Source organism: Formosa sp. Hel1_33_131 (assembly GCF_001735745.1).
GTDB lineage: Bacteria > Bacteroidota > Bacteroidia > Flavobacteriales > Flavobacteriaceae > Hel1-33-131.
The window spans coordinates 2,290,275-2,312,525 of sequence record NZ_CP017260.1 but is presented as its reverse complement, the minus strand read 5'-3'; the positions used below and the strand labels follow the sequence as shown (position 1 = coordinate 2,312,525).

The window sequence follows — 22,251 nt, the reverse complement described above, 5'->3', positions numbered from 1 at the left end:
TCAATTTTCTTTTCTTCTTTAAATTCAAACGTTTTCGTTAATAACTATTTGATTTTAAAGCCAAAAAATTAATTATTAGTAGGTTTTGATGGGCTGATTTACTTGAAATCGATATAATTAGGAAGTCCTGAATCAGGCTCTTCTATGATATTTTCGGGTTTGGATTGTTTATTTTTATTTTTAAACAATTCCTCAAACAATTCCCTTAGGGTATCAAATTCAATATTATAAGAAATACCAACCCCTTGGGTATATCCAATTTGTTCTCCAAAATTTTGAATGCTGTTTTCTCTATTGAAAAATTTAAGAGACAGTGTACGATCTTCATTCAGTAAAACTTCTACCTCAAAATCACCTGCCACCGTGGTTTCACTCACACCACCAACGGGCACTCCAACCTTTCCGTTGATAAGTATATTATCACTCAACTTTGTAGAGATTGTGACCCCTACCCGACTGTCGGTTTCATACTCAGGAGTGGTTTCCCCTAAATCGACATCAATTCCTAATTTGACTTTATTATCATCATCCGAAAACAAATCGTTCAACATATTGGTCACACCATCTGAAACGAGCCCAAAAGCATCTTGTGAATCCAAAGTCAGTTCGCTTCTAAAAGACCCCGTTGCCAATAGCGATAAAGCCTGGAATTCACGTTTATCTTTATCGCGTAATCGATCGGCTAACTCACTATTTAAAGTGGAATTGATATTTGGAAATCGTATGTCAAAGTTTAAATCGGGTTGCTCTAATTCTCCTGTTAAATGAATTTCAACCTCTGTTGGAATGCTTTGATTAATTGGGTTATCTAATAATGTGGAAGGATTGACGCTAATGCCATCGTAAAGGGCTTTGATATTTATTTCGGCACTCAGAGGGTTCCCATTCCAAGCAAGTGTACCATCTTTCACCACTTTGAATTGTTTTTGTATAATTTGCCCAAATGCGAAGTTATAAATCCCTGAGAGCACAATAAAATCTCCAAACATTTGAAACTTCCCTTTCGTATTTATTTGTGCCAACATACTTCCATTTCCACGCCCCATAATGGAACTTCCCGTTTCTTTATCGAGTACAATTTCAATTTCGGCATTATCGTTTATATCCATATTAAACTCCATCTCAACTCCCGAAATATCATCCACTACTAAGGCTTGACCACTGTTTTGATTCGATTTTTCCTCAGGACTCAAAAAATGAATGTAGGATTTTTCTGCTAAAATTTCATTGTCACTTAAAGGGATTTTAAAGATCGTTCCTTCAGATGTAGTCACATTCGCTTCAATAAATAATTGGTCTGTAGGACCTGAAACATCAATCGTTCCATCTACAAAAGCAGTTCCATAATAGATCGATTCGTCTTGTAAATCCGTGTTTAGCACCAATAAACGGTCCGAATCTATATGAAGATCTAAAGCCCAATTTGAAAAATTAATATGACTGATGCTTCCATTTAGAGACGCTTGAGATTCATAGTCGACATCGAGCATTAACGCTTTATCAAAAATAAAACGTTGCTCCTTTAAATTAACAATTGTATTATTTTGAAAGCCATAATCTACATTCAGATATGGAATCGCTAGTCCTCCATTATTGAGTCTTAAGACCCCTTCAATTTGAGGTTTTTCTAGACGACCACTAACGTTTGCAATTCCCGAAACGTCGCCACGAATTTTAGTAATCACCCCATCTCCAAAAGGGTTTAAGGGATTTAAAATAAATTTATTAAAGTAGATGTCTAGATTGAGCTCTGAATTTTCTCCAGACACATCCAAAGAACCAACGACTGATAACGATTCCAAATCGCCCTCTTTTAAAGATACATTGACATCATAATTGGTCAACGATTGATTGCCTTGAATGTCCGCTTTGAAGGATCCTAAATTAAATTCATTAACTTCCAAATTATCAATAGTCAAACTAGATTTTGGTAGATAGACGCTTTCTAGTTGGCTTATGTTTAATTGCCCATTCAGATTACCCCCGAGTTTTAAATTTTTGATTGTAGGGGTTACTTTGGCTAAATCAACATTCGTGAAATCAAGATTGATATCCTTATTTTGACTCCCCTGAATAGCAGCATTTAAAAGAATGTCTTCATTGTCGTAAGACATGTTTATGTTATCGACAATAATCTCCTCAAAAGATCTGTCAAATATAATTTTGTTTTGCTTGTTTTGCGCCCCATTTATGAGCCACGGGGTCTTTTTAAAATTAGCATTCGACTTCTTGAGACCAACAACCGATTTATTGTTTTCATCAATGGTGTAGTACAGATTTAGATCAAAGGCATCTAACGAATTTTTACCGCCTTTAAACTCCGATTTAACATAGAGCGTATCATTTAAGGTTACATTAATCAAACTAAATTCTGATGCATTATAATAAGGAGTCGCCAGACTGTCAACCTCAATATAGGAATTAAACAAAGGGTTGTCATTGACGAGTTGTACTTCAATTTTGCTTGCAAAAAAATCTTCCAATCGGATGTTGGGGGATCTAAAAGTTAAGTTGAAATTTTTAGGGTCGCTTTCTACTCTACCCCTTGTAAACGTATTAGACCCTAATTTTAATTCCGGTGAAAAAATTTCAACAATTTTATTATAAATTTTAAAATTGAAATTAAAATACTGACCTTCTTTAACCTTGTAAGGTTTGTATTTGGTATAAATATCTCCGAGTGCATTTCGTAACAAATTAGGCAATTCGTTAATTATAAATTTTCCTTTTAGATTCCCTTGAACGATTTCTGGAGAATTGACTCTGATAGTTCTTTCGTTCTTATCTCCAAACTCCGAAGTGATCTCAAAATCTTTGAATGCATAACTGTCATGTTGATTTTGATAGAGCGCATTTTTAAACTTGATGGCGCCATACACATCGTCAATAGTTGTGCCTTTCATGTCCATTGTCATTTGTCCATTTAGAACAGAAAGACTGTCTCTTTGCACAAAGTTTAAAGCATTCAGATTGGCGTGTTCAATTGCAGCAGAAAAATCATAAATATTTTCCTTTTTAGAAAAATCTACAAGCCCTTCAAAATTGAATTTCAGGTTCGGATCATCGATATCTAATTGACCATTAAAGATTTTATTTTTAATTACTCCTGAAACCTCTAAATCTATGTAGATATACTCTTGAAATGAAAACGAATCAAACGTACCTGTGATGTTAGAATTGAGCGTTTCTTTATTAAAACCACGCCCCTCAACATTTAGGCTTGATGTTACCAATCCAATTTTCGGTTCTCCCATTACATTGCCTAAATCAAAATCGGTCAATTGAATTTGGCCTACATAAGACGCATTGTCTATCGCTTCGATTTGATCTAAATTCAAATCCACAAAAAGAGTGCCAATATCCGTCTCAATATCCATAAGCGTTTCAATTGTTTTATTAGAAACCTTTGCTGTTCCTCGCATATCAAAACGCCCCAGAGTGGCAAAATTAGAAGGGAGACTATTCCCTAAAACTCTTGGTAATAATGCTTTTAAATCGGAGTAAGTGGACGCTATTTGTTCAAAATCTCCTTCCATTTCAAAATTTTCCGAGGTGTCTTTAAACAGATGTTTAAATTGAATTTCTCCAACAATAGACGTATTATCTACCGTTATTAAATCAATTTCTTCTAGTAGTAAATCATTCAATGTTCCTGAAAAAACAGTGTTTAAATCCGCTTTTTGATTGGATCCAAATTCATCATAAAACACATTCAATTCTTCGAGGTCTATAGTGCTGTTTTTAAAAAAACCAGAAATTTTAACTTTCTCTAAAAAGTCTTTAAAATCCGTTCGGTCGTAATCAAATTGCAGGCGACCTGAAAGTGAGGAACGTGGACTTTTAATTTCTAGTTGCTCAAACGTCATTTGAGTTAACGAATATGAAAAATCAGTTTCGAGATTTTGCATTTGAGCCCCTCTTGAATCTTCAAAACTTAAACTCGTAATAGAAGTTTTTACGTCAGCACCTAAGATTAAAAAATCAGAAGCCGATAAATTAAGGGTATGAAGATCTAAAACCGTAGGGTTCTCTAGGTTTTCATCTGTTAGCAAAAACTTGCTGTTGTGTATTCGAACCTCGCTTGATGATAAAAGAAACTTATCGGGAGGCAAAAAATCACTGCTTTTTTGTGAATTCGTTAGCGTTATTGACTTGTCAATCTTTTTAATTGGATTATTTTCATCAAACTTAGCAACAAAAACATCTAAATTCGTATCAACTTCCCCCTTGTAGTTTTTTATGTGAAAAAACAGATCGTACAAATCGATGTCTGCAAATGTGAGTTTACTATCTGCGAGTTTAACAAAACTTAAAATAGAACTGTTTAATTCAGTAATGGAAATCAAGGGGGCATCGTAATGATCCTTAATGAGAATGTTTTTAAGTTCCACATCGCCATTAAACTGAAGTCCTACTTTTTCTATTTTAATAGCAGTCCCGTAGGTCTCATTAATTGAATTGGTGGCATAACTTCCTAGACGTGTTTGGACCGTTGGAATGGACAACACCAAGACCAATAGCAAGAATATCAGCACGAGGGCTGTTACAAATTTTATCAGTATTTTAAAATAGTTCTTGATAAGCGAGACTGGTTATTTTATTTACAATTTAACTAATTATCCTAAAATTTAAACTACCCAAAGCATTTATTTTAGTGCTATTTTTTTTATTTCTTTGCAGTTGTCCTGTTAATGGACAATGTAAGTCGTTTATTTTAATACAAATTAAACGAATATTATCACTAAATCGTCTTAATGCGCTCAAAAAATACATACATTTTAGGAATTGAATCTTCTTGTGACGACACGGCAGCGGCCATTCTGTGCAATGGAAACGTACTGAGTAATGTTGTTGCCAACCAAGCAATCCATCAAAAATATGGTGGGGTGGTTCCAGAATTGGCTTCAAGAGCGCATCAGCAAAACATCGTTCCTGTGGTCGATCAGGCCATTGAACAAGCAGGGATTTCGTTAGCAGACCTCAGTGCCGTGGCATTTACGCAAGGCCCTGGATTGATGGGGTCTTTGTTGGTAGGGACTTCATTTGCAAAATCATTGGCTTATGGACTCGACATTCCGTTAATCGATGTCAACCACATGCAAGCTCATATTTTGGCACACTTTATTGAAAATGAAGATACTGAAAAACCTGAATTTCCATTTCTAGCGATGACCATTTCTGGTGGACATACGCAAATTGTGCGTGTCGATGCTCATTTTAAAATGACGGTTATTGGCGAAACGATTGATGATGCCGTTGGAGAAGCCTTTGACAAGAGTGGTAAAATTTTAGGACTCGGCTATCCTGCTGGCCCCGAAATTGACAAACGTGCAAAATTAGGAAACCCGAAAGCGTTTAAGTTTACGAAACCTAAAGTAGCGGGGCTCAATTTTAGTTTTTCAGGGTTAAAAACAGCGATCTTATACTTCATACAAAAACAGCTGAAAGAAAATCCTCAATTTATTGAAGAGAATCTGGATGATGTGTGTGCGTCCATCCAATATACCATTGTAGGAATTTTGATGGACAAACTAAAATTAGCTGTCAAAGAAACGGGAATCAACCGCATTGCGATCGGCGGCGGTGTTTCTGCAAATTCAGGAATCAGAGACGCTTTGAAAGAAGCTGAAAGTCGCTATGGTTGGAAAACCTTTGTGCCTGCTTTTGAATTCACAACGGACAATGCCGCAATGATTGCGATTGTAGGGCATTTAAAATATTTAGAGAAAAATTACGCGGATCAAAGCATTATGGCTACGGCTCGACTTAAACTATAACTCAAATGCAATTATTCTACAATTCAGAGCTGGAGGCGTCTACAGAAACTTTTAACTTTTCAAAAGATGAAAGTCGTCATATTGTAAAAGTATTGCGGAAATCTACGGGAGATTTGCTTCTAATCACCAACGGAAAAGGGTGGATGTTTGAAGCAGAAGTGGTCATCCCAAACCATAACAAATGTGTGGTTACCATCTTAAAATCAACCTTTGAAGCGCCAAGATCTTATACAATTAACCTAGCCGTTGCACCCACAAAAATGAACGATCGTTACGAGTGGTTTATCGAAAAAGCCACTGAAATTGGCGTGGATCAAATCACACCAATTATTTGTCAGAACAGTGAGCGAAAAGTCATCAAAACAGAACGGTTTGAGAAAATCTTACAATCTGCGATGAAACAATCGCTTCACTCCTATTTGCCAACTTTGGCTCCCGCCATTCGTTTTTCTGATTTCATAAAAACAGCTCAAGAAGGTTCTAAATTTATAGCGCACTGCGAAGACGGAGAGAAATTAAAATTTAAAGATCAAATCAAAGCTGGAGAATCCATCACGATATTAATTGGTCCCGAAGGCGATTTTAGTCCCAAAGAAATTGAGGAAGCTTTGAAACATCAGTATATTCCTGTATCTTTAGGAGCGTCAAGACTTCGCACCGAAACGGCTGGAATCGTGGCGAGTCACACAATTCAACTTTGCAATGAATAAACGGTATGTATATATATTTTTGATTTTAGGAATTCACTTCTGTGGAAGTCAAAATTTAGCGGTTTTAAAATATGATGGCGGAGGCGATTGGTATAGCAATCCGACAGCTTTAAAAAATTTAATTCAGTTTTGTAATTCCAACATTCAAACGGCCATGGACGCCAAACCCCAAACCGTGGAAGTGGGAAGTGCTGCTATTTTTGAATACCCGTTTATACACATGACAGGTCATGGGAATGTGGCATTTTCAGAATCTGATTCCGAAAATTTAAGAGCCTATTTATTGTCTGGTGGATTTTTACATATTGATGACAATTACGGCATGAAGCCTTATATTTTAGAAGCTCTAAAAACAGTATTTCCAGATAAAAAGATGAGTGAAATTTCTTTATCACATCCGATATACAACAGTGCGTTTTCGTTCCCAAGAGGGTTGCCGAAAATTCACGAGCACGATGGATTGGCACCAAAAGCATTGGGTTATTTTCATGAAGGAAAACTAGTTTTATTATTCACTTTTGAAAGTGATTTAGGTGATGGATGGGAAGATGCGAATGTGCACAACGATCCCGAAGCGATGCGCTTAAAAGCCTTGAAAATGGGGGCGAATATTATTAAATACGCCTTTGAAAACTAGACGCTCCATGCAACTCAATCATTACACTTCTAAGTTTACAAAACAACAGTTTCCAATTGTTTTAATAAGTGACAATGTATCGCATGCTGCCAATTTGGGCAGCTTGTTTAGAACGGCTGATGCGTTTGGTATTGAACACTTAATACTTGGCGGTCCTGTTGTGGAGCTGGGTCGAAAATTTACTAGAACGTCTAGAGCAACGGAACAATCGGTTTCTTTTGAACAAGTCGAAACGCTTTCGGATAAAATTCAAGAATTAAAGGCTCAAAATTATATACTTATTGCACTTGAGATTACAGACAAGAGCATTCCGATTTCGGAACTGAAACTTAAGAAAAATTCTAAAATCGCATTCGTGATTGGCGATGAAAGTCATGGGATTTCAGCTTCCATTTTAGAGTGTTGCGATTCTGTGGTTCATATTGAAATGTATGGACAAAATAGCAGCATGAATGTGGTGCAAGCCACCAGTATTGCACTGTATGAATTCACTAAAAAATTATCAAAAAACAGCTAGTTTCACGTGAACAAAATTCTTCTAAATAGCGATATACAAGATTTTATAAATACCCATATAAACTCAAATATTCATGAGTTAATTCTAAAAGGAAGTCCTTTTGAGGGGCTTGATATTAAGGAATTGATTGAGCAAATTGAAGCAAAGAAAAAGTGTGCTTTAAAATTAAAAACTTGGTTTGAGACGCCTAAAATTTATTACCCCAACAAACTCAATATTGAACAGACGTCTTCCGAAACGGCAGCCCTTATAAAAAGTGAATTTATGCAAGGCGAATCACTTGTAGATTTGACGGGCGGATTTGGTGTCGATAGCTATTATTTTTCAAAACAATTTAAGTCGGTGGTGCATTGTGAAATGGACTCCAAATTGGCTGAGATAGCCGCTTATAATTTTGAGATTTTAGGTGTTAAAAACATAGAATCTCACAACAAAGATGGAATTGAATTTTTAAAATCATGTTCCGATACGTTTGATTGGATGTACATTGACCCATCGAGACGGGATGCACAAAAGAATAAAAAATTCCTGATTGAAGATTGCAGTCCAAATGTGATTACACATCAAGATTTATTTTTTAAACACACTAAAAATGTGCTTATTAAAATGTCACCAATGCTTGATATTAGCGTTGGAGTCACAGCCTTGAAGCATGTGAAAACTGTTTATATTGTGGCGGTGAAAAACGAGGTAAAAGAGTTATTATTTCATCAGGAAAAAGACTTTAATGGCACGGCGACGCTTCAGACGCTTAACAGCCATCCTAAAAACACGGAACACTTTTCCTTTGAAATACCCCAAGAAGAAAATGTAGAAGCGACATTTAGCTCCCCAAAGACGTATCTCTACGAACCAAATGCCGCCGTGATGAAGTCTGGTGCGTTTAAATTAATTTCAACTAAATATAGGCTAGACAAACTAGACCCGCACACGCATTTATATACCGGCGATGAAAAGATAGTTGATTTTCCAGGGAAAGTATATACGATTTCAAATTGCTACCCCTATCAAAAGAAGCTTTTGAAAAAAGCCATTGGCGGTCTAAAAGCCAATGTGAAAACACGTAATTTCTCAGAAAAAATAGAGGCTCTTAAAATTCTTTTTAAACTCTCCGATGGCGGGGATTTATATTTGTTTTTCACCAGTTCAAATGACAAGAAAATTGTTGTGGAAGGTCGGTTGGTGTCCTGAAATTCTCTTATAACTTTTGATGGTTTTTCTTACTGAGTTCTGTAGCTAACAAAACCAATCCCTTACTTCAAAACTAGATAGTATTCTTAAATTCTTGAAATTAAATTTCAGCTAAAATATTGGCATAAAGTTCAATAGTTAGGTTTTTTGATTTTACACTTGTTAAATAAAAGTTAATTATTAAGTATGTTGTTTTGTTTTTTAACATTTTATTAATAAATTTCGGGTGCCCAATTATAATCTATCAAATTATGAAAAAAAGGAATCTTACGCTATTGATGAGTCTATTTATGGCTTTTGGATTTGCACAATCACCCGACCAAAACTATGTGAAGTCAATAGAGCTGTTAGAAGCAACTGATATAAACACGCTTAACACTGACTATAATTCTGTCAAAAAAATAGAAAGTGTTACCTATTTTGATGGTTTTGGTAAAGCAAAACAATCTGTTGGAATAAAACAGAGTCCAACAAAAAAAGATATTGTACAGCACATTCAATACGATCAATTTGGAAGAACTACCAAACAGTTTTTAGCGCTGCCAACCACACAAGATACGGGTCATTATATTTCTAATGCAGAGACACAAATAACATCTTATTATCAGAACGCGTTTGCGGATCAACATCCTTTTTCGGAAGTACGGTATGACAATTCGCCTTTAAACAGAAAACTAGAAACTTCCGCGCCTGGAAACATATGGCAAATACTTAGTAATCCAGATACAAATCATACCGCAAAATATGACTATGGTGTCAACAACCTAAATGAAGTTCTTTTGTTTAAGATCCGAAATGAAACGAATAACCCTTTCATCATATCTTATTATAAAACAGGGGAACTTTTAAAAAATAGTGTAAAAAATGAAAACTGGACTGTTTCGGATGGATTACTAAATACCAAAGACGTTTTTACAGACAAAAATGGAAGAAAAATAGCTGAATTTGGCTATGAAGAGGACGCAGGAATCCTGAAAAAATCCAGCAGCTATTATGTTTATGACGATATAGGAAATTTACGTTATGTGATACCTCCTAAAGCAATTGAAAACCTTTATGTTTTAAATAGTTATACGCCTTTTAATCTCAGTTTTAATTGGACCCCCCGCTGCCGCACGAATCCTTTCGTGTGGTGTCGTAAACAACAATAAAGGTATGCATGCTAAACTATTAAAGACATGAGTAGAAATTATAAATTTAATAATCCAGAAGGACTTTATTTTATAAGTTTTTCTGTTGTAGGTTGGTTAGACGTATTTACTAGGAATGAATATAAAGATTTGTTTTTAGAGAGTTTAGAGTACTGTCAAAAAAATAAAGGATTAGAAATCCATGCTTGGAGTCTTATGAGTAATCATGTTCATTTAGTTTTTAGAAGTATAAAGGGTCAAAAACCAGAATTATTGGTTGGAGATTTAAAACGATTTACCAGCAACTCAATTGTAAAAAGTATACAGGAAAATCCAAGAGAAAGTCGAAAAGAATTCATGTTGGATTTTTTTAAAAAAGAAGCTAAAAAAAGCTCTAATGTAAAACACTATCAATTTTGGCGACATGATAATAAACCTATTGAACTTTGGAGCAACAAGGTTATTCAACAAAAAATAAATTATGTACACAATAATCCTGTACAAGAAGGATTGGTTTATAATCCAGAAGACTATGTTTATAGTAGTGCCGTTGATTATGCAGGCCAAAAAGGACTTATAAATGACGTGTTAATTTTTAGAATGTATGAAAGCTAATTACAAACTACCAAACCACTACGCTTTAGCGTGGCGGCAGTTACACACACGAAAGGATTCGTGCGGCAGCGAGGGAACTGGATTTTATAATGGGGCGATTATTGGAGCCTCTGGTGGTTTTGCATCAGGAGCAACTGCCAGTGGATTAAACGAAGATAACTTTGGCCAAATTCTTGGAAATGCAGGAATAGGTGCTGGCATAGGCGCTGCAATAGGTGGATTGACAGCTGGACTTAAGGCACAAAGTGATGGAAGAGATTTTTGGAGTGGTAAGCAATGGAATGAGATAACTACTGGACTTGGATCTGAAGGAGCGACTTTCGCAGACTTTGAAGATGCATTAGATTGGGATGTAGATAAAGGGTTGAAATTACGAAATATTCCTCAAAAAGAAGGTTTCGACTGTTATATAGCCTGTAAAAAATCTGTTGATAATTATTTCGGGGTAACTCAAGAAAATGTAAATTCAGATTATTTCAATATAGCAAAGTTAAATAATGGGTTATCAGACCAAGCAGCTTTTCGGATGTACTCTGAAGGAGGTTATAAAGGTAAATTTTTTGAAGGTACTTTTAAAAAGGAGATTGTACTTAAATGGGTGGTTGATGAAATGAAACTAAATCATGTTGTGCAAGGTGCATTTAAAGTCAAAGGTGGTTATCATGCTAGTCTTATAAAACGAGTAAGGTATTTATCGGATTTTTCGAAATTCAGAATATCTATCATGAATCCAAGTGGGACATATGTAAGAATAAAAGACTTCGAATCTTACCATAAATTATTTAGTTTATGGAGAAAATAGATTTAAAATTATTTAATTAAAATAAAACAATATAAATGAAGCTAATATTTAGTAGTGTTATTGTATTAATCTTCTTGGGACTAGATTTCTCAAGTGATGGTTTTACTAAGCAGAATGAAGATTTAAGTTTTTTAATTGGTTTGATGAATGACTACGGAGGGAAGCCGTTTTTACCAAATCATCCAAAGGAAAAAAATTATATAACTGATTTTTATTCTGGTCAAAGTGAATCTTTGGAGCAATTTAAGTTAGGAATATTAAAAGTGAATTTGAAAATGGAAGATTTCGAATTTATTGAAGGGGACGGAGATTCTCCTATAACGAGGGTTTATTCTTCAAAGTATTCAAAATTGTTTAATTCTTATTACAAATTTAAAAAATCTGATGATTTTTATTATGATGATGAAGCTTTAGATAAAGAATTTTTAGTTAAAACGGGGATGTTGAAAAAAAATAAATTTAAACAAAAACATCAAAAAAAACAATTCTTAAAAGGGTGTTTCATAAGAAATGGCGTTATAATTAACGACCAACTGTATGAGTTTAGGTTTTCAAATTCCAGTTCAAAATATAAACTCACTAAACTGTTGTGCAAAGATTTGCATCTAGAAATTGTAAAAACCGAAGTCAATAAAAAAACGACTCCTGCGTCAATGATTATCCACTTTAAACCCAAAGAAGATGTTATAGATTTTAAATTAATGAATTAATATGAGTCCCCCCGCTGCCGCACGAATCCTTTCGTGTGGTGTCGTAAACAACAATAAAGATATGCATGCTAAACTATTAAAGACATGAGTAGAAATTATAAATTTAATAATCCAGAAGGACTTTATTTTATAAGTTTTTCTGTTGTAGGTTGGTTAGACGTATTTACTAGGAATGAATATAAAGATTTGTTTTTAGAGAGTTTGGAGTACTGTCAAAAAAATAAAGGATTAGAAATCCATGCTTGGTGTCTTATGAGTAATCATGTTCATTTAGTTTTTAGAAGTATAAAGGGTCAAAAACCAGAATTATTGGTTGGAGATTTAAAACGATTTACCAGCAACTCAATTGTAAAAAGTATACAGGAAAATCCAAGAGAAAGTCGAAAAGAATTCATGTTGGATTTTTTTAAAAAAGAAGCTAAAAAAAGCTCTAATGTAAAACACTATCAATTTTGGCGACATGATAATAAACCTATTGAACTTTGGAGCAACAAGGTTATTCAACAAAAAATAAATTATGTACACAATAATCCTGTACAAGAAGGATTGGTTTATAATCCAGAAGACTATGTTTATAGTAGTGCCGTTGATTATGCAGGCCAAAAAGGACTTATAAATGACGTGTTAATTTTTAGAATGTATGAAAGCTAATTACAAACTACCAAACCACTACGCTTTAGCGTGGCGGCAGTTACACACACGAAAGGATTCGTGCGGCAGCGAGGGGTTATATATAAATTCTGTAAGAAATAACTCATATTCTTTATGGGACTAAAAATTAAATTACAAATGAAAAAAATTACAACATTATTTTTAATTATTTTTTGTATCACCTCTTGTATAATGGTGCCAAAAGGAGTGCGTGAAAATTTTAATTATTGTTTTGATGGAAAAAAAACAGGATTAGATTCGCTAATAAATATAAACGGGTTTTATTATTTAGGGGAAGATTATGAATACCTTACAAATGGCGAATTTATTTTTTATGATAATGGTTTTGTAAAATCAGGACATGGTAAATCCTGGTCAGAACAAAATTTTGATAATTCTATTCAATATGGCTCTTATGGAAAATATAGCTTATCAAATGATACCATTAAAATGCAAATTATAACAAGCCCAGAAGGAATGGGGGTTACTGAGTATAAAATTTGGTTTAAAATCATTAATTATAATTCTATAGAAATAATCTATAGAGGCAAGTTAAATGATATTACAAAATCAGACTTAAAGAAATTTAAGGATGATATTAAATCCGATATTTTTTACAAGAAAAAGGGTCGCATTTATAAGATTTCCCCTACAAAAAGAAAGTCAGACATTAACAAAACATACATCATCCATAAAAAATGGTTTTGGTGTAATGAGCTAGACTACAAAACGTACAAGAAAAATAATTTATAAAACCGTACTGATGCGAAGTGAGTCATATCAACCCCTCAAAGTCCCCCGACTTTGAGGAATATAAAAAAAATAAACTAACATAGATATAACTAAACTAATTATTGAGGAACATAAAAAATGAAAACAAAACTAAGTCCCCCGCTGCCGCACGAATCCTTTCGTGTGGTGTCGTAAACAACAATAAAGATATGCATGCTAAACTATTAAAGACATGAGTAGAAATTATAAATTTAATAATCCAGAAGGACTTTATTTTATAAGTTTTTCTGTTGTAGGTTGGTTAGACGTATTTACTAGGAATGAATATAAAGATTTGTTTTTAGAGAGTTTGGAGTACTGTCAAAAAAATAAAGGATTAGAAATCCATGCTTGGTGTCTTATGAGTAATCATGTTCATTTAGTTTTTAGAAGTATAAAGGGTCAAAAACCAGAATTATTGGTTGGAGATTTAAAACGATTTACCAGCAACTCAATTGTAAAAAGTATACAGGAAAATCCAAGAGAAAGTCGAAAAGAATTCATGTTGGATTTTTTTAAAAAAGAAGCTAAAAAAAGCTCTAATGTAAAACACTATCAATTTTGGCGACATGATAATAAACCTATTGAACTTTGGAGCAACAAGGTTATTCAACAAAAAATAAATTATGTACACAATAATCCTGTACAAGAAGGATTGGTTTATAATCCAGAAGACTATGTTTATAGTAGTGCCGTTGATTATGCAGGCCAAAAAGGACTTATAAATGACGTGTTAATTTTTAGAATGTATGAAAGCTAATTACAAACTACCAAACCACTACGCTTTAGCGTGGCGGCAGTTACACACACGAAAGGATTCGTGCGGCAGCGAGGGGGGATTTGTATTTATTTTTCACCACTTCAGATGGAAAGAAAATTGTTGTAGAAGTTCGGTTGGTAGATTGACAGTTACATACTCATCAGTTGTTTGTGTCAATATAACATTGACAAGAACAGTAACTACTACTACCGTTAAAAATTAGTTCTTAAATTATAATTCGTTTGACTACTGCATTAAAATCTTCTTTAACATCCGTCCAGCTTCTGGGCACGACCTCCTCTTTTGCTTGGTATTTTTTAGATGTTTTTACTTCAGTAAATAATTCCACTAATTCATTTTTGAACGCTTCGATTGTATCAAAATTTCTAAAATTGGACCGCTTTGTAAACGTACTTTCCAAATTTGTCTTATAAGACATTACTGGCAACCCAATTTGCAAGGCTTCATAAATGGCCATTCCAAAGGTTTCGTACACTGAAAAATTAACGAATAAATCGTAATTTAAAAGCATCTTTAATAATTCTGAATGTTCTAAATAGCCATGAAAAAACACGCGTTCTTTCATATTACTGTCAACGATCAATTCTTGTAATTCTTGATAATACTCTGGGTCGGCTTTGGGACCATACAGATGAATTTCCCAAGGGAAATCACTCAGATCTTTCATTAGGTTTAAGAATTCTAAAATCCCTTTATTTTTAGTTACAGAAGCTACAAGTACAATTTTATTTACCAGTTTATTGAATTTCTTCTTTTTTATAATATCTAATACCCCAGGCGTAACGGTGGTTATATTTTCTGCTTTTAAATTATACTTTTGGATAAGGTTCAACTTAAAAGAATCTCCTGTAACGAGTAATGGGATTTTCTGGTAATAACTTAATTCATGTTTATTTTTTTTGCTTTCATTAAAAAAAAAGGTAGGCAAATGAATCATCCCTATAGTTTTATATTTTTCATGCAATTGGCTTTTAAAATAATCGACCAACAATAGACTGTCAATGATTACAATTGCGTTTGGATCAATCTTGTTTTCAATTTCATTCACTTCGGTAACTTCCAATAGTGTGACTAACTCATTTTCAGAAGTAATATAGTGGTTATACAGAGAGCCACCAGTGGGCTCACTTCCAATAGGGGGAGCGACTAAGTAAATCATATTTTTATAAAATCTTCGTAAAATCCTCTAGAGAATGAATATGCTAAAATAACATTTGCCGCTGCCAATGCATGGAGTTGATAGGTTCCTAAAACAAAAGAAATGGCAATGAGGATAAATACAATGCCGGCTAAAATCACATAAATACTCCTTCCTTCTTTGGGTTTTGTTTCTTTTTTCTTTAGAAAAAATACAGGGATTTCATAAAGGTAGCGGATCAACCCCATAAATAAAACCCAAAATGGCATTTCATAAAAAAGACAGACTCCAACCGAGCAAACGAGTACATATAAAGCATCTGACTCTGCATCAAAAATGGCTCCAAATTCAGAAGTCTGCTGCAGCTTTCGAGCTATGAATCCGTCCAGAACATCGATTCCAATAATTGTAAAACAAAGTATTGAAATTAAAGCCGCCTCTACTTGAGGGAATAAAAAAATTAAAACGATTGTTAATACTAATTTTATTAAGGTGATCCAATTGGGAACTAATTGGAAACTTGGACCTTTGGTCTTGTAACAAAAAACTGGAAAGCAGACGAGAGGAATGAATACCAAAAAACTTATCTCATTAAGAAAAACACTTAAGAAAACAGTCACAAAAACAGTGAGTGCATACATAAAACATAGAAAGGTAGAACTATAATTCATTTAGGGAGAATGTTGGCACAAAATTTGATTTAAAAATTGATATATTTGGGAGTGAATTTACAAATAAATTACAGAGAATAGGGGAAGTACTTTCTAAATTATTAAAAAACGATTTCAATGATTGTCTCAATGCAACAAGAAAAAATTAAAAACTGGTTTGATAAAACCTATTCACAAAGAGGTAACTTATATCTAAGACCAAAGGAGGCTTATCAAATATTAAACAATTACCAGAATGTATAAGTTGTATTGGTTCATTAGAGAGGTCTGATAATCAAAACACTTTTAAACACATTAGAAACGGTGTATAAACTCATCCCATTTACAAAATGACAGGAATTCTACTTTTTATAGGTATTAATTTTTTATGCTTCTTGCCTGCATATATCTTAAATTTTAAAAATCAACCAGAGCTGTTGCCTTCATATCTATTTTCTAAAACGAGTTTAAAAAACAGATTGAGAATATTATTATGGAAAAATTCTTCAGATTTTTTTAGAATCAATTTCGATTTTGCCATTATTTTTATTTTATTGATATACTTTAAAAACAATGAATTTCTGATAAGTATTTGTACTGTATTCTGTGTATTAGGAACAATCACTTTTGTTTATTCTCAATTAATAACGATTTTTTTTGAACGTGATATTTCAATACTAAACGATTTAATACTGGGGAAGTCGGGTTTGATTTTTTTGGGCAGATTACGGTATTTAGTAATTCCCGTTTCATTCCTTGTAATTTTAGTCCTTTATTTTTGTTTTGAATTTCTTATTTCAATACTAATTCGTCAAGAGTTCCATGAACCCTCACTGCTTGTTTTATATTTCTATATATGCATTTCAGGGCTGTACAAAATAAATGAACGCCCCATAGGAGATTATATAATGAGAACAGTGATATCGCCAACTATAACATTGGTGAAAAGTTGTATTTATTCAATAAAACAAAATAAGTTTAAAGTAAAAAAAGATTTTATAAAACAAAATCGTGTAGAAAACATCTCTTTATTGAAAAAACCAAACATCATTGTTATTTCTGTAGAGTCTTTAGGGCAAATTTTATTCAAAAAGAAAGATTTATACGATAAAATATCTCCTTTGTTAAAGGTGTTTAATGACAGGCTGTTGCTTAATGATTTTAAAACAGCGGCGTCATATACTGAATCTCCCATATATTCTGGAGGGTCTTGGATGGCTTTTTCCAGCTTTCTTTGTGGTTTAAAAATCGAAAATGAATTAGAATATGAAACAATTTTCAAGGATCCTAAAAACGACAATCTTCAATCCCTTCCTTCTTTCTTAAAAAGTAATAATTATAAAAACTATTGCTTAAATTCTATTGTTAATTCAAAACGCGATAAAATAGATTGGAAAACATTGTCTAAAATATTTGCAACAGATAATTTCATTAACCATGACCAACTTAATTATACAGGGAAATTACTAAAATTCATGACTCTCAAAGCGATACCTGATGAATATACGTTGAATTATGCCTACAACAAAATAAAAAATAGCGCTCCTTATTTTATGTTTTTTTCGAGCCTGAATTCTCACGCTCAATGGCATTCGCCATTAAAATCTCAGAAAAACTGGAAAGATTACAATACTTTGGATTTTAAAACTACCAAAAATGATAAAACTTTTAGTGAAGATAAATACCTGAAAGCTGCCAAATATCAATATGATTACCTCACTAAATTTATAGCAGACAAAGCCGATGAAAACACAATATTTGTGCTGTTTGGAGATCATCAACCTCCTAAAATAACCACAAAAGAAATGGGGAAAAATACGCCCTTATACATAATTTCAAAGAATGAAAATTTTATTAGCTCTTTTCATAAAGAAGGGTTTCACAACCATCTGGATTTACACACTATTGAAAAGACAATTAAACACGAAGGATTTTACACGCTTTTTACGAAAAAATTATTAGAAAGTTACGGCGTTGGTCATGAAAATTTTAAAATATTACCAGACGGTATAATTCCATAAAGCCTATGATTTCCTTTTTGAAATTTACCTTGATTAGTTTTCTCCAACCTTGCCTTGGTTTTATTCTATTACCCATTTACCTCAATTATATCCCTGTTGAGGAATATGGAGTACTGACTTTATTAATCGCATTCTTCGCAATTTTCAATTCCTTTTCCTTCTTAAAAACGGATATGGCAATGCGTACGCTTTATTTTGAGTACAGTGAAAAAAAAGAAAAGGAAAATCTTTTTTCACAGCTCTTTAGTTTTAATATTTCTCTTGGTTTACTTTGGATTGTGTTTTTTTTGATCGCTGGAAACTTCATTTTTGAAATTAGTTTTGTTAACGCTATAAATTTTTACCCTTATGGGATTCTTTTTTTAATTCAAACACTTTTGAGCGGGATCAATAATTTATATATAATTTATATCCAAAATCAAAAGAATGCAAATTTGTATTCTAAAATAATTAGTACTACGGTTTTGGGTCAAGCTTTTCTCCAATTTTTTTTAATTGTTATTTTTTCTGAAGGCATTCTGGGTTATTTGTATGGAACAATTGCAGTGCAACTTGTTTTGTTTTTATATATTTTATTACACCAAAAAAAATGTAAACTTTTCAATTTCAAAAATGATTCTCTTATAAAAAGTTTAAAGTTTTCTATAGCTTTTGTCCCCTTTCTGATCCTTTTGATTATTGAGGGAAATATTGACAAATTCATACTTGAAAAATATAAACCGCTTACAACTGTTGCAGAATTTGGTGTACTTCTAAGTCTCTCAGCTATTTTAGTTTTATCTCTTAATATATTAGATAACGCGATTAGACCTTTCCTCTATTCTTTTCTTGTAAAACCAAACAAAAATAATACTTTAGAAATTTCAACACTCACCCAATTTTATCTAGACTTTGCTGCGGTAATTAGTTGTGTATTATTTTTTATTGGGGTAAATATTAGTGAGATCCTCCAACCACAACACTATCAAAATATTTATTCGTTTTTGCCTCTGCTTAGCATTTCATTAGTGCCCTATATTCTCAATCGTTATTTTTCAATGGTATTAGTTCAACAGAAAAAAACAAAATTATTAAACCAAGTCTATTTCTTTAAAGTTCTAATCATTATCGTGTTATTATATGCATTGATTCCTTCTTATGGAATTAATGGAATTCTATACACTGCACTCATTTCCAATAGTATTAACCTTATTATTTATTACAAAATTGTTAACGGTATTACTAAAACAATTTTAAATTTAAATACCTTACGAACCTTGGGATTTGTTAGTTTATTTCTAAGTTTCACTTTACTCATAAAAAAACATGAATACCTTCAAATCTATTCCATAGTATTGTTACTTTTTGTAGTAATTATTGTTTTAAAAAATCATTTAAACGAACTAAAAAAATACCTACGCAGATGAATATTAAAAAAGAACATTGGCGAGCAATTTTAAAAATAAAAGAATTATTCCCTACTCTAAGGTTGATCAACCAGGGGCTTAAGATAAAAAATGATGTTGTTTCTATTTCTGAAATAACTTCTACAGTCGAAAAAGACGCAGTTTTAATTGTCAACAATAAGAATACTTATTCAATAAAATCAAATCCTGAGGTCGATCAAAATCTTTTAAAAGCATTGCAATTGTATCTGCCATTTATATGGATCCCTTTAGGAAATAAATTACCAGTTGTTTATTTGCATGTGGCACAAAGCTTAGATGGGAAAATCGCTACCAATTCTGGTCATTCCAAATGGATAGGTAACATGGAGAACAGAATTCATTCCCATCGCATTAGAGCGCTTGTAGATGGTGTGATGATTGGTGGAAATACGCTGAGAAATGATAAGCCAAAACTCAATGTTCGGCATGTGGAGGGAAAAGACTCCGTGAAAATAGTCATTACTTCAGAGGAAAACAATTACGATTCCTTGTGTACCAATAATAACTCTAAAATTATATGCATCGGACCCAAGAATGACAAATTAAAAGATCCGAAGGTAACCTATATTTCTGTTGAAAAAAACAACGGAGTTTTGAACCCAAGCGAAATACTAATGGCCTTAAAAACCCAAGGAATTCGTTCAATTTTGCTGGAAGGCGGAAAGGAAACCATCAAACATTTTTTAAAAAATAATCTGATTAGCATGATGGAATTCCACATCGCTCCACTCCTTTTTGGCTCTGGAATTAATGCGATCGAATTCGATGAAATAAAAGAAGTATCAGAAGCAATTCAGTTGAATAACCCAGAATATTATCCGTTTGGAAATGCCATTATGATGCGTTCTTACTTAAACCCAAAATTCTAATGGTACAGTCTAAAAGTTTATGGCATCTTTCTTCACAAGAATCTATTTTGAGAGACGAGGCGATACCAACGGAATCAAGTTTGCTGTTGGGTATGGCGGTTTGTTCTAACATCAGCACAGGCACCGAGCGTTTGGTTGCTACGGGGAACATTCCTAAAGAACTTCAAGAAACTATGAAAGTCCCTTACCAAAAAGGAGATTTCAATTTCCCCATTCAATATGGGTATTCGATGATCCTTGAAATCGAAAAACGCTTTTACCACCTTATGCATCCCCACCAAGATTATTGCCTTATTTCTGAGGACAGTCTGACCCCTATCCCCACAGGGATGGATCTGAAAGTTGCCTCTCAAATTGCAAATATGGAGACTGTGATCAATGCGGTTTGGGATGGAAAACCAACAGAAATTAGTAAAATTTTGGTGTGTGGTTTTGGAAGTATTGGAAGTTTGCTGGCCGTCACATTGGCTAAAGAATACAACTTGGATGTCTATGTAAAAGAAAGCAATCCTCGTAAATTAGATATCGCCAAAAAACTCGGTTTTAAGACGGACAATTATCCTGAAGAATTCTCTATATGTTACAACACAACTGCCAATGAAAAAGCATTGCAATTTTGCATCGACAACAGTTGTGAAGAAGGCACTATTTTGGAGCTTAGCTGGTATGGAAATCGCAGCGTACAATTAAATCTAGGGGGAAGATTTCACACCAAAAGATTGCATATAAAATCAGTTCAAGTTTCTGAAATACCAATTCAAAAAAGAGATACGGAAACTTATAAATCCAGAAAAACTAAAGCGATTGAAATCCTACAAAATCACAGCAGTACTTATAAAAAATTAATCACCAACGAAATTCCATTTATAAAAAGTCCAGACTTTTTTAATGCATTAAGACAAGGACAATTCCAAGACACTATTATTAACATTATCAACTATTAAAAATAAACAAAAAACACTATGAACTATTTTGTAAAAATTAGAGAGAGTATCATGATTGCACATTCGTTGCCAAATCCTTTTTTTGGACCTGCACAGAACATGCACGGTGCTACATTTACTGTAGATGTCACTTTTATAAGTGATGAACTCAATGAGTTTAATGTCGTAATTGATATGGGAGAAGCACACCGCATTACTAAAGAGGTTTTAAGTGAACTCAACTATCAAAATCTTGATGAACTACCACAGTTTAAAAATCAGTTGAGCACTACAGAACACCTAGCAACTTACATTCAAAAGGAAATCAAAAGGGAAGCTGCTTCTATTTTTAATGGCACATTGAATATAACTCTCGGAGAATCTCACAATGCATGGGCAGGAGTGATAGAGTAACTTTAGATATAACAACTAGTACAGGGTGTACTTCAACGCTTTTTAGCCGTTCTCAGAAACCGCCATTGATCTTAGTCCTTCAAATACAACAATACTGACGGCATTGGCTAAGTTCAAACTTCTCACATGCGGGCTGTGAATGGGGATTTTATAGAGTTTTTCTGTGTTGTTTGCGACCAGTTCTTTTGGCAAACCAACGGACTCTTTTCCAAACACAAAAAAAAGTTCGTCCTTATAGTCGATAGAAACATAACTCTTCTTTGCAGCACTCGACAGAAAGACCATTTCCTTATTTTTATTCATGGCTAAAAACTCATCCAAGCTCTCGTAGATCTTGACCGTAATGTGTTTCCAATAATCCAGCCCCGCTCTTTTGAGACGTGTGTCACTCAATTCAAATCCAAACGGTTTGACTAAGTGCAATACAGAGCCTGAGGCTAAGCTCAACCGACCTATATTACCTGTGTTGTTAGGGATTTCTGGTTCTACAAGAACAATGTTAAATGGCATTTTTTTT

The 22,251-nt window shown here is 33.4% G+C and carries 21 protein-coding genes; 17 read left to right on the top strand and 4 right to left on the bottom strand.

Annotated features, from left to right (window positions below; translation table 11 throughout):
• Positions 1 to 98: 98 nt before the first annotated feature.
• Entirely contained in the window at positions 99 to 4,535 is a 4,437-nt protein-coding gene (locus FORMB_RS10670; protein ID WP_231925540.1) for a translocation/assembly module TamB domain-containing protein, read from the bottom strand.
• Positions 4,536 to 4,754: 219 nt separating this feature from the next.
• Between FORMB_RS10670 and tsaD the strand changes: the two genes are divergently transcribed.
• The 12 genes from tsaD (at position 4,755) to FORMB_RS10610 (ending at position 14,271) form a co-directional block, all read left to right on the top strand.
• A complete protein-coding gene (tsaD, locus tag FORMB_RS10665) occupies positions 4,755 to 5,777 on the top strand; it encodes a tRNA (adenosine(37)-N6)-threonylcarbamoyltransferase complex transferase subunit TsaD (protein WP_069677438.1) in 1,023 nt (340 codons plus the stop codon).
• Between the two features lie 5 nt (positions 5,778 to 5,782).
• Positions 5,783 to 6,487 (top strand): 16S rRNA (uracil(1498)-N(3))-methyltransferase, encoded by a 705-nt coding sequence (locus FORMB_RS10660; RefSeq protein ID WP_069677437.1) that lies wholly within the window; start codon positions 5,783 to 5,785, stop codon positions 6,485 to 6,487.
• Positions 6,480 to 7,124, top strand: a complete 645-nt coding sequence (locus FORMB_RS10655; protein WP_069677436.1) for a DUF4159 domain-containing protein — start codon at positions 6,480 to 6,482, stop codon at positions 7,122 to 7,124. Before FORMB_RS10660 ends, FORMB_RS10655 begins: the two co-directional genes overlap by 8 nt.
• Complete coding sequence (locus FORMB_RS10650; protein ID WP_335583322.1) at positions 7,114 to 7,641, top strand: TrmH family RNA methyltransferase; 528 nt, start codon at positions 7,114 to 7,116, stop codon at positions 7,639 to 7,641. The genes FORMB_RS10655 and FORMB_RS10650 overlap by 11 nt, the downstream gene beginning before the upstream one ends.
• Positions 7,642 to 7,647: 6 nt before the next feature.
• Positions 7,648 to 8,832 (top strand): THUMP-like domain-containing protein, encoded by a 1,185-nt coding sequence (locus FORMB_RS10645; protein WP_069677434.1) that lies wholly within the window; start codon positions 7,648 to 7,650, stop codon positions 8,830 to 8,832.
• 251 nt (positions 8,833 to 9,083) lie between these two features.
• Positions 9,084 to 9,983 carry a DUF6443 domain-containing protein gene (locus tag FORMB_RS10640; protein WP_157498154.1) on the top strand — a complete coding sequence of 300 codons (900 nt, stop codon included), beginning with the start codon at positions 9,084 to 9,086 and terminating at the stop codon, positions 9,981 to 9,983.
• A 27-nt stretch (positions 9,984 to 10,010) separates the two neighbouring features.
• Positions 10,011 to 10,577: an REP-associated tyrosine transposase gene (locus FORMB_RS10635; protein WP_069677432.1), complete on the top strand. Its 567-nt coding sequence runs from the start codon at positions 10,011 to 10,013 to the stop codon at positions 10,575 to 10,577.
• Positions 10,567 to 11,379 carry a hypothetical protein gene (locus FORMB_RS10630; RefSeq protein ID WP_069677431.1) on the top strand — a complete coding sequence of 271 codons (813 nt, stop codon included), beginning with the start codon at positions 10,567 to 10,569 and terminating at the stop codon, positions 11,377 to 11,379. Before FORMB_RS10635 ends, FORMB_RS10630 begins: the two co-directional genes overlap by 11 nt.
• Positions 11,380 to 11,414: 35 nt before the next feature.
• A complete protein-coding gene (locus FORMB_RS10625) occupies positions 11,415 to 12,089 on the top strand; it encodes a hypothetical protein (RefSeq protein ID WP_069677430.1) in 675 nt (224 codons plus the stop codon).
• A gap of 84 nt (positions 12,090 to 12,173) precedes the next feature.
• Positions 12,174 to 12,740: an REP-associated tyrosine transposase gene (locus tag FORMB_RS10620; RefSeq protein ID WP_069677428.1), complete on the top strand. Its 567-nt coding sequence runs from the start codon at positions 12,174 to 12,176 to the stop codon at positions 12,738 to 12,740.
• 138 nt (positions 12,741 to 12,878) lie between these two features.
• Positions 12,879 to 13,493, top strand: coding sequence for a hypothetical protein (locus tag FORMB_RS10615; RefSeq protein ID WP_157498152.1), 615 nt, complete (start codon positions 12,879 to 12,881; stop codon positions 13,491 to 13,493).
• Positions 13,494 to 13,704: 211 nt separating this feature from the next.
• The gene (locus tag FORMB_RS10610) at positions 13,705 to 14,271 is read left to right on the top strand and encodes an REP-associated tyrosine transposase (RefSeq protein ID WP_069677428.1); all 567 of its coding nucleotides are present in this window, start codon (positions 13,705 to 13,707) and stop codon (positions 14,269 to 14,271) included.
• A gap of 226 nt (positions 14,272 to 14,497) precedes the next feature.
• Here FORMB_RS10610 and FORMB_RS10605 read toward each other — a convergent pair whose 3' ends face one another.
• Positions 14,498 to 15,451 (bottom strand): glycosyltransferase family 4 protein, encoded by a 954-nt coding sequence (locus tag FORMB_RS10605; RefSeq protein WP_069677427.1) that lies wholly within the window; start codon positions 15,449 to 15,451, stop codon positions 14,498 to 14,500.
• Positions 15,448 to 16,101, bottom strand: coding sequence for a CDP-alcohol phosphatidyltransferase family protein (locus FORMB_RS10600; protein ID WP_069677426.1), 654 nt, complete (start codon positions 16,099 to 16,101; stop codon positions 15,448 to 15,450). The genes FORMB_RS10605 and FORMB_RS10600 overlap by 4 nt, the downstream gene beginning before the upstream one ends.
• 1,010 nt (positions 16,102 to 17,111) lie before the next feature.
• Here FORMB_RS10600 and FORMB_RS13175 point away from each other — a divergent pair.
• The 5 genes from FORMB_RS13175 to FORMB_RS10575 are packed head-to-tail and all read left to right on the top strand — an operon-like array spanning position 17,112 to position 21,734.
• Positions 17,112 to 18,101, top strand: coding sequence for a sulfatase-like hydrolase/transferase (locus FORMB_RS13175; RefSeq protein WP_197493471.1), 990 nt, complete (start codon positions 17,112 to 17,114; stop codon positions 18,099 to 18,101).
• A gap of 5 nt (positions 18,102 to 18,106) precedes the next feature.
• Positions 18,107 to 19,507, top strand: coding sequence for a lipopolysaccharide biosynthesis protein (locus FORMB_RS10590; protein WP_069677424.1), 1,401 nt, complete (start codon positions 18,107 to 18,109; stop codon positions 19,505 to 19,507).
• Positions 19,504 to 20,397, top strand: coding sequence for a RibD family protein (locus tag FORMB_RS10585; protein WP_069677423.1), 894 nt, complete (start codon positions 19,504 to 19,506; stop codon positions 20,395 to 20,397). The genes FORMB_RS10590 and FORMB_RS10585 overlap by 4 nt, the downstream gene beginning before the upstream one ends.
• Complete coding sequence (locus FORMB_RS10580) at positions 20,397 to 21,341, top strand: hypothetical protein (protein WP_069677422.1); 945 nt, start codon at positions 20,397 to 20,399, stop codon at positions 21,339 to 21,341. Before FORMB_RS10585 ends, FORMB_RS10580 begins: the two co-directional genes overlap by 1 nt.
• 18 nt (positions 21,342 to 21,359) lie before the next feature.
• The gene (locus tag FORMB_RS10575) at positions 21,360 to 21,734 is read left to right on the top strand and encodes a 6-pyruvoyl trahydropterin synthase family protein (protein ID WP_069677421.1); all 375 of its coding nucleotides are present in this window, start codon (positions 21,360 to 21,362) and stop codon (positions 21,732 to 21,734) included.
• A gap of 42 nt (positions 21,735 to 21,776) precedes the next feature.
• Here the strand turns inward: FORMB_RS10575 and FORMB_RS10570 are convergent, their stop codons facing one another.
• Positions 21,777 to 22,244, bottom strand: a complete 468-nt coding sequence (locus tag FORMB_RS10570) for a tRNA (cytidine(34)-2'-O)-methyltransferase (protein WP_069677420.1) — start codon at positions 22,242 to 22,244, stop codon at positions 21,777 to 21,779.
• Between the last annotated feature and the right edge of the window lie 7 nt (positions 22,245 to 22,251).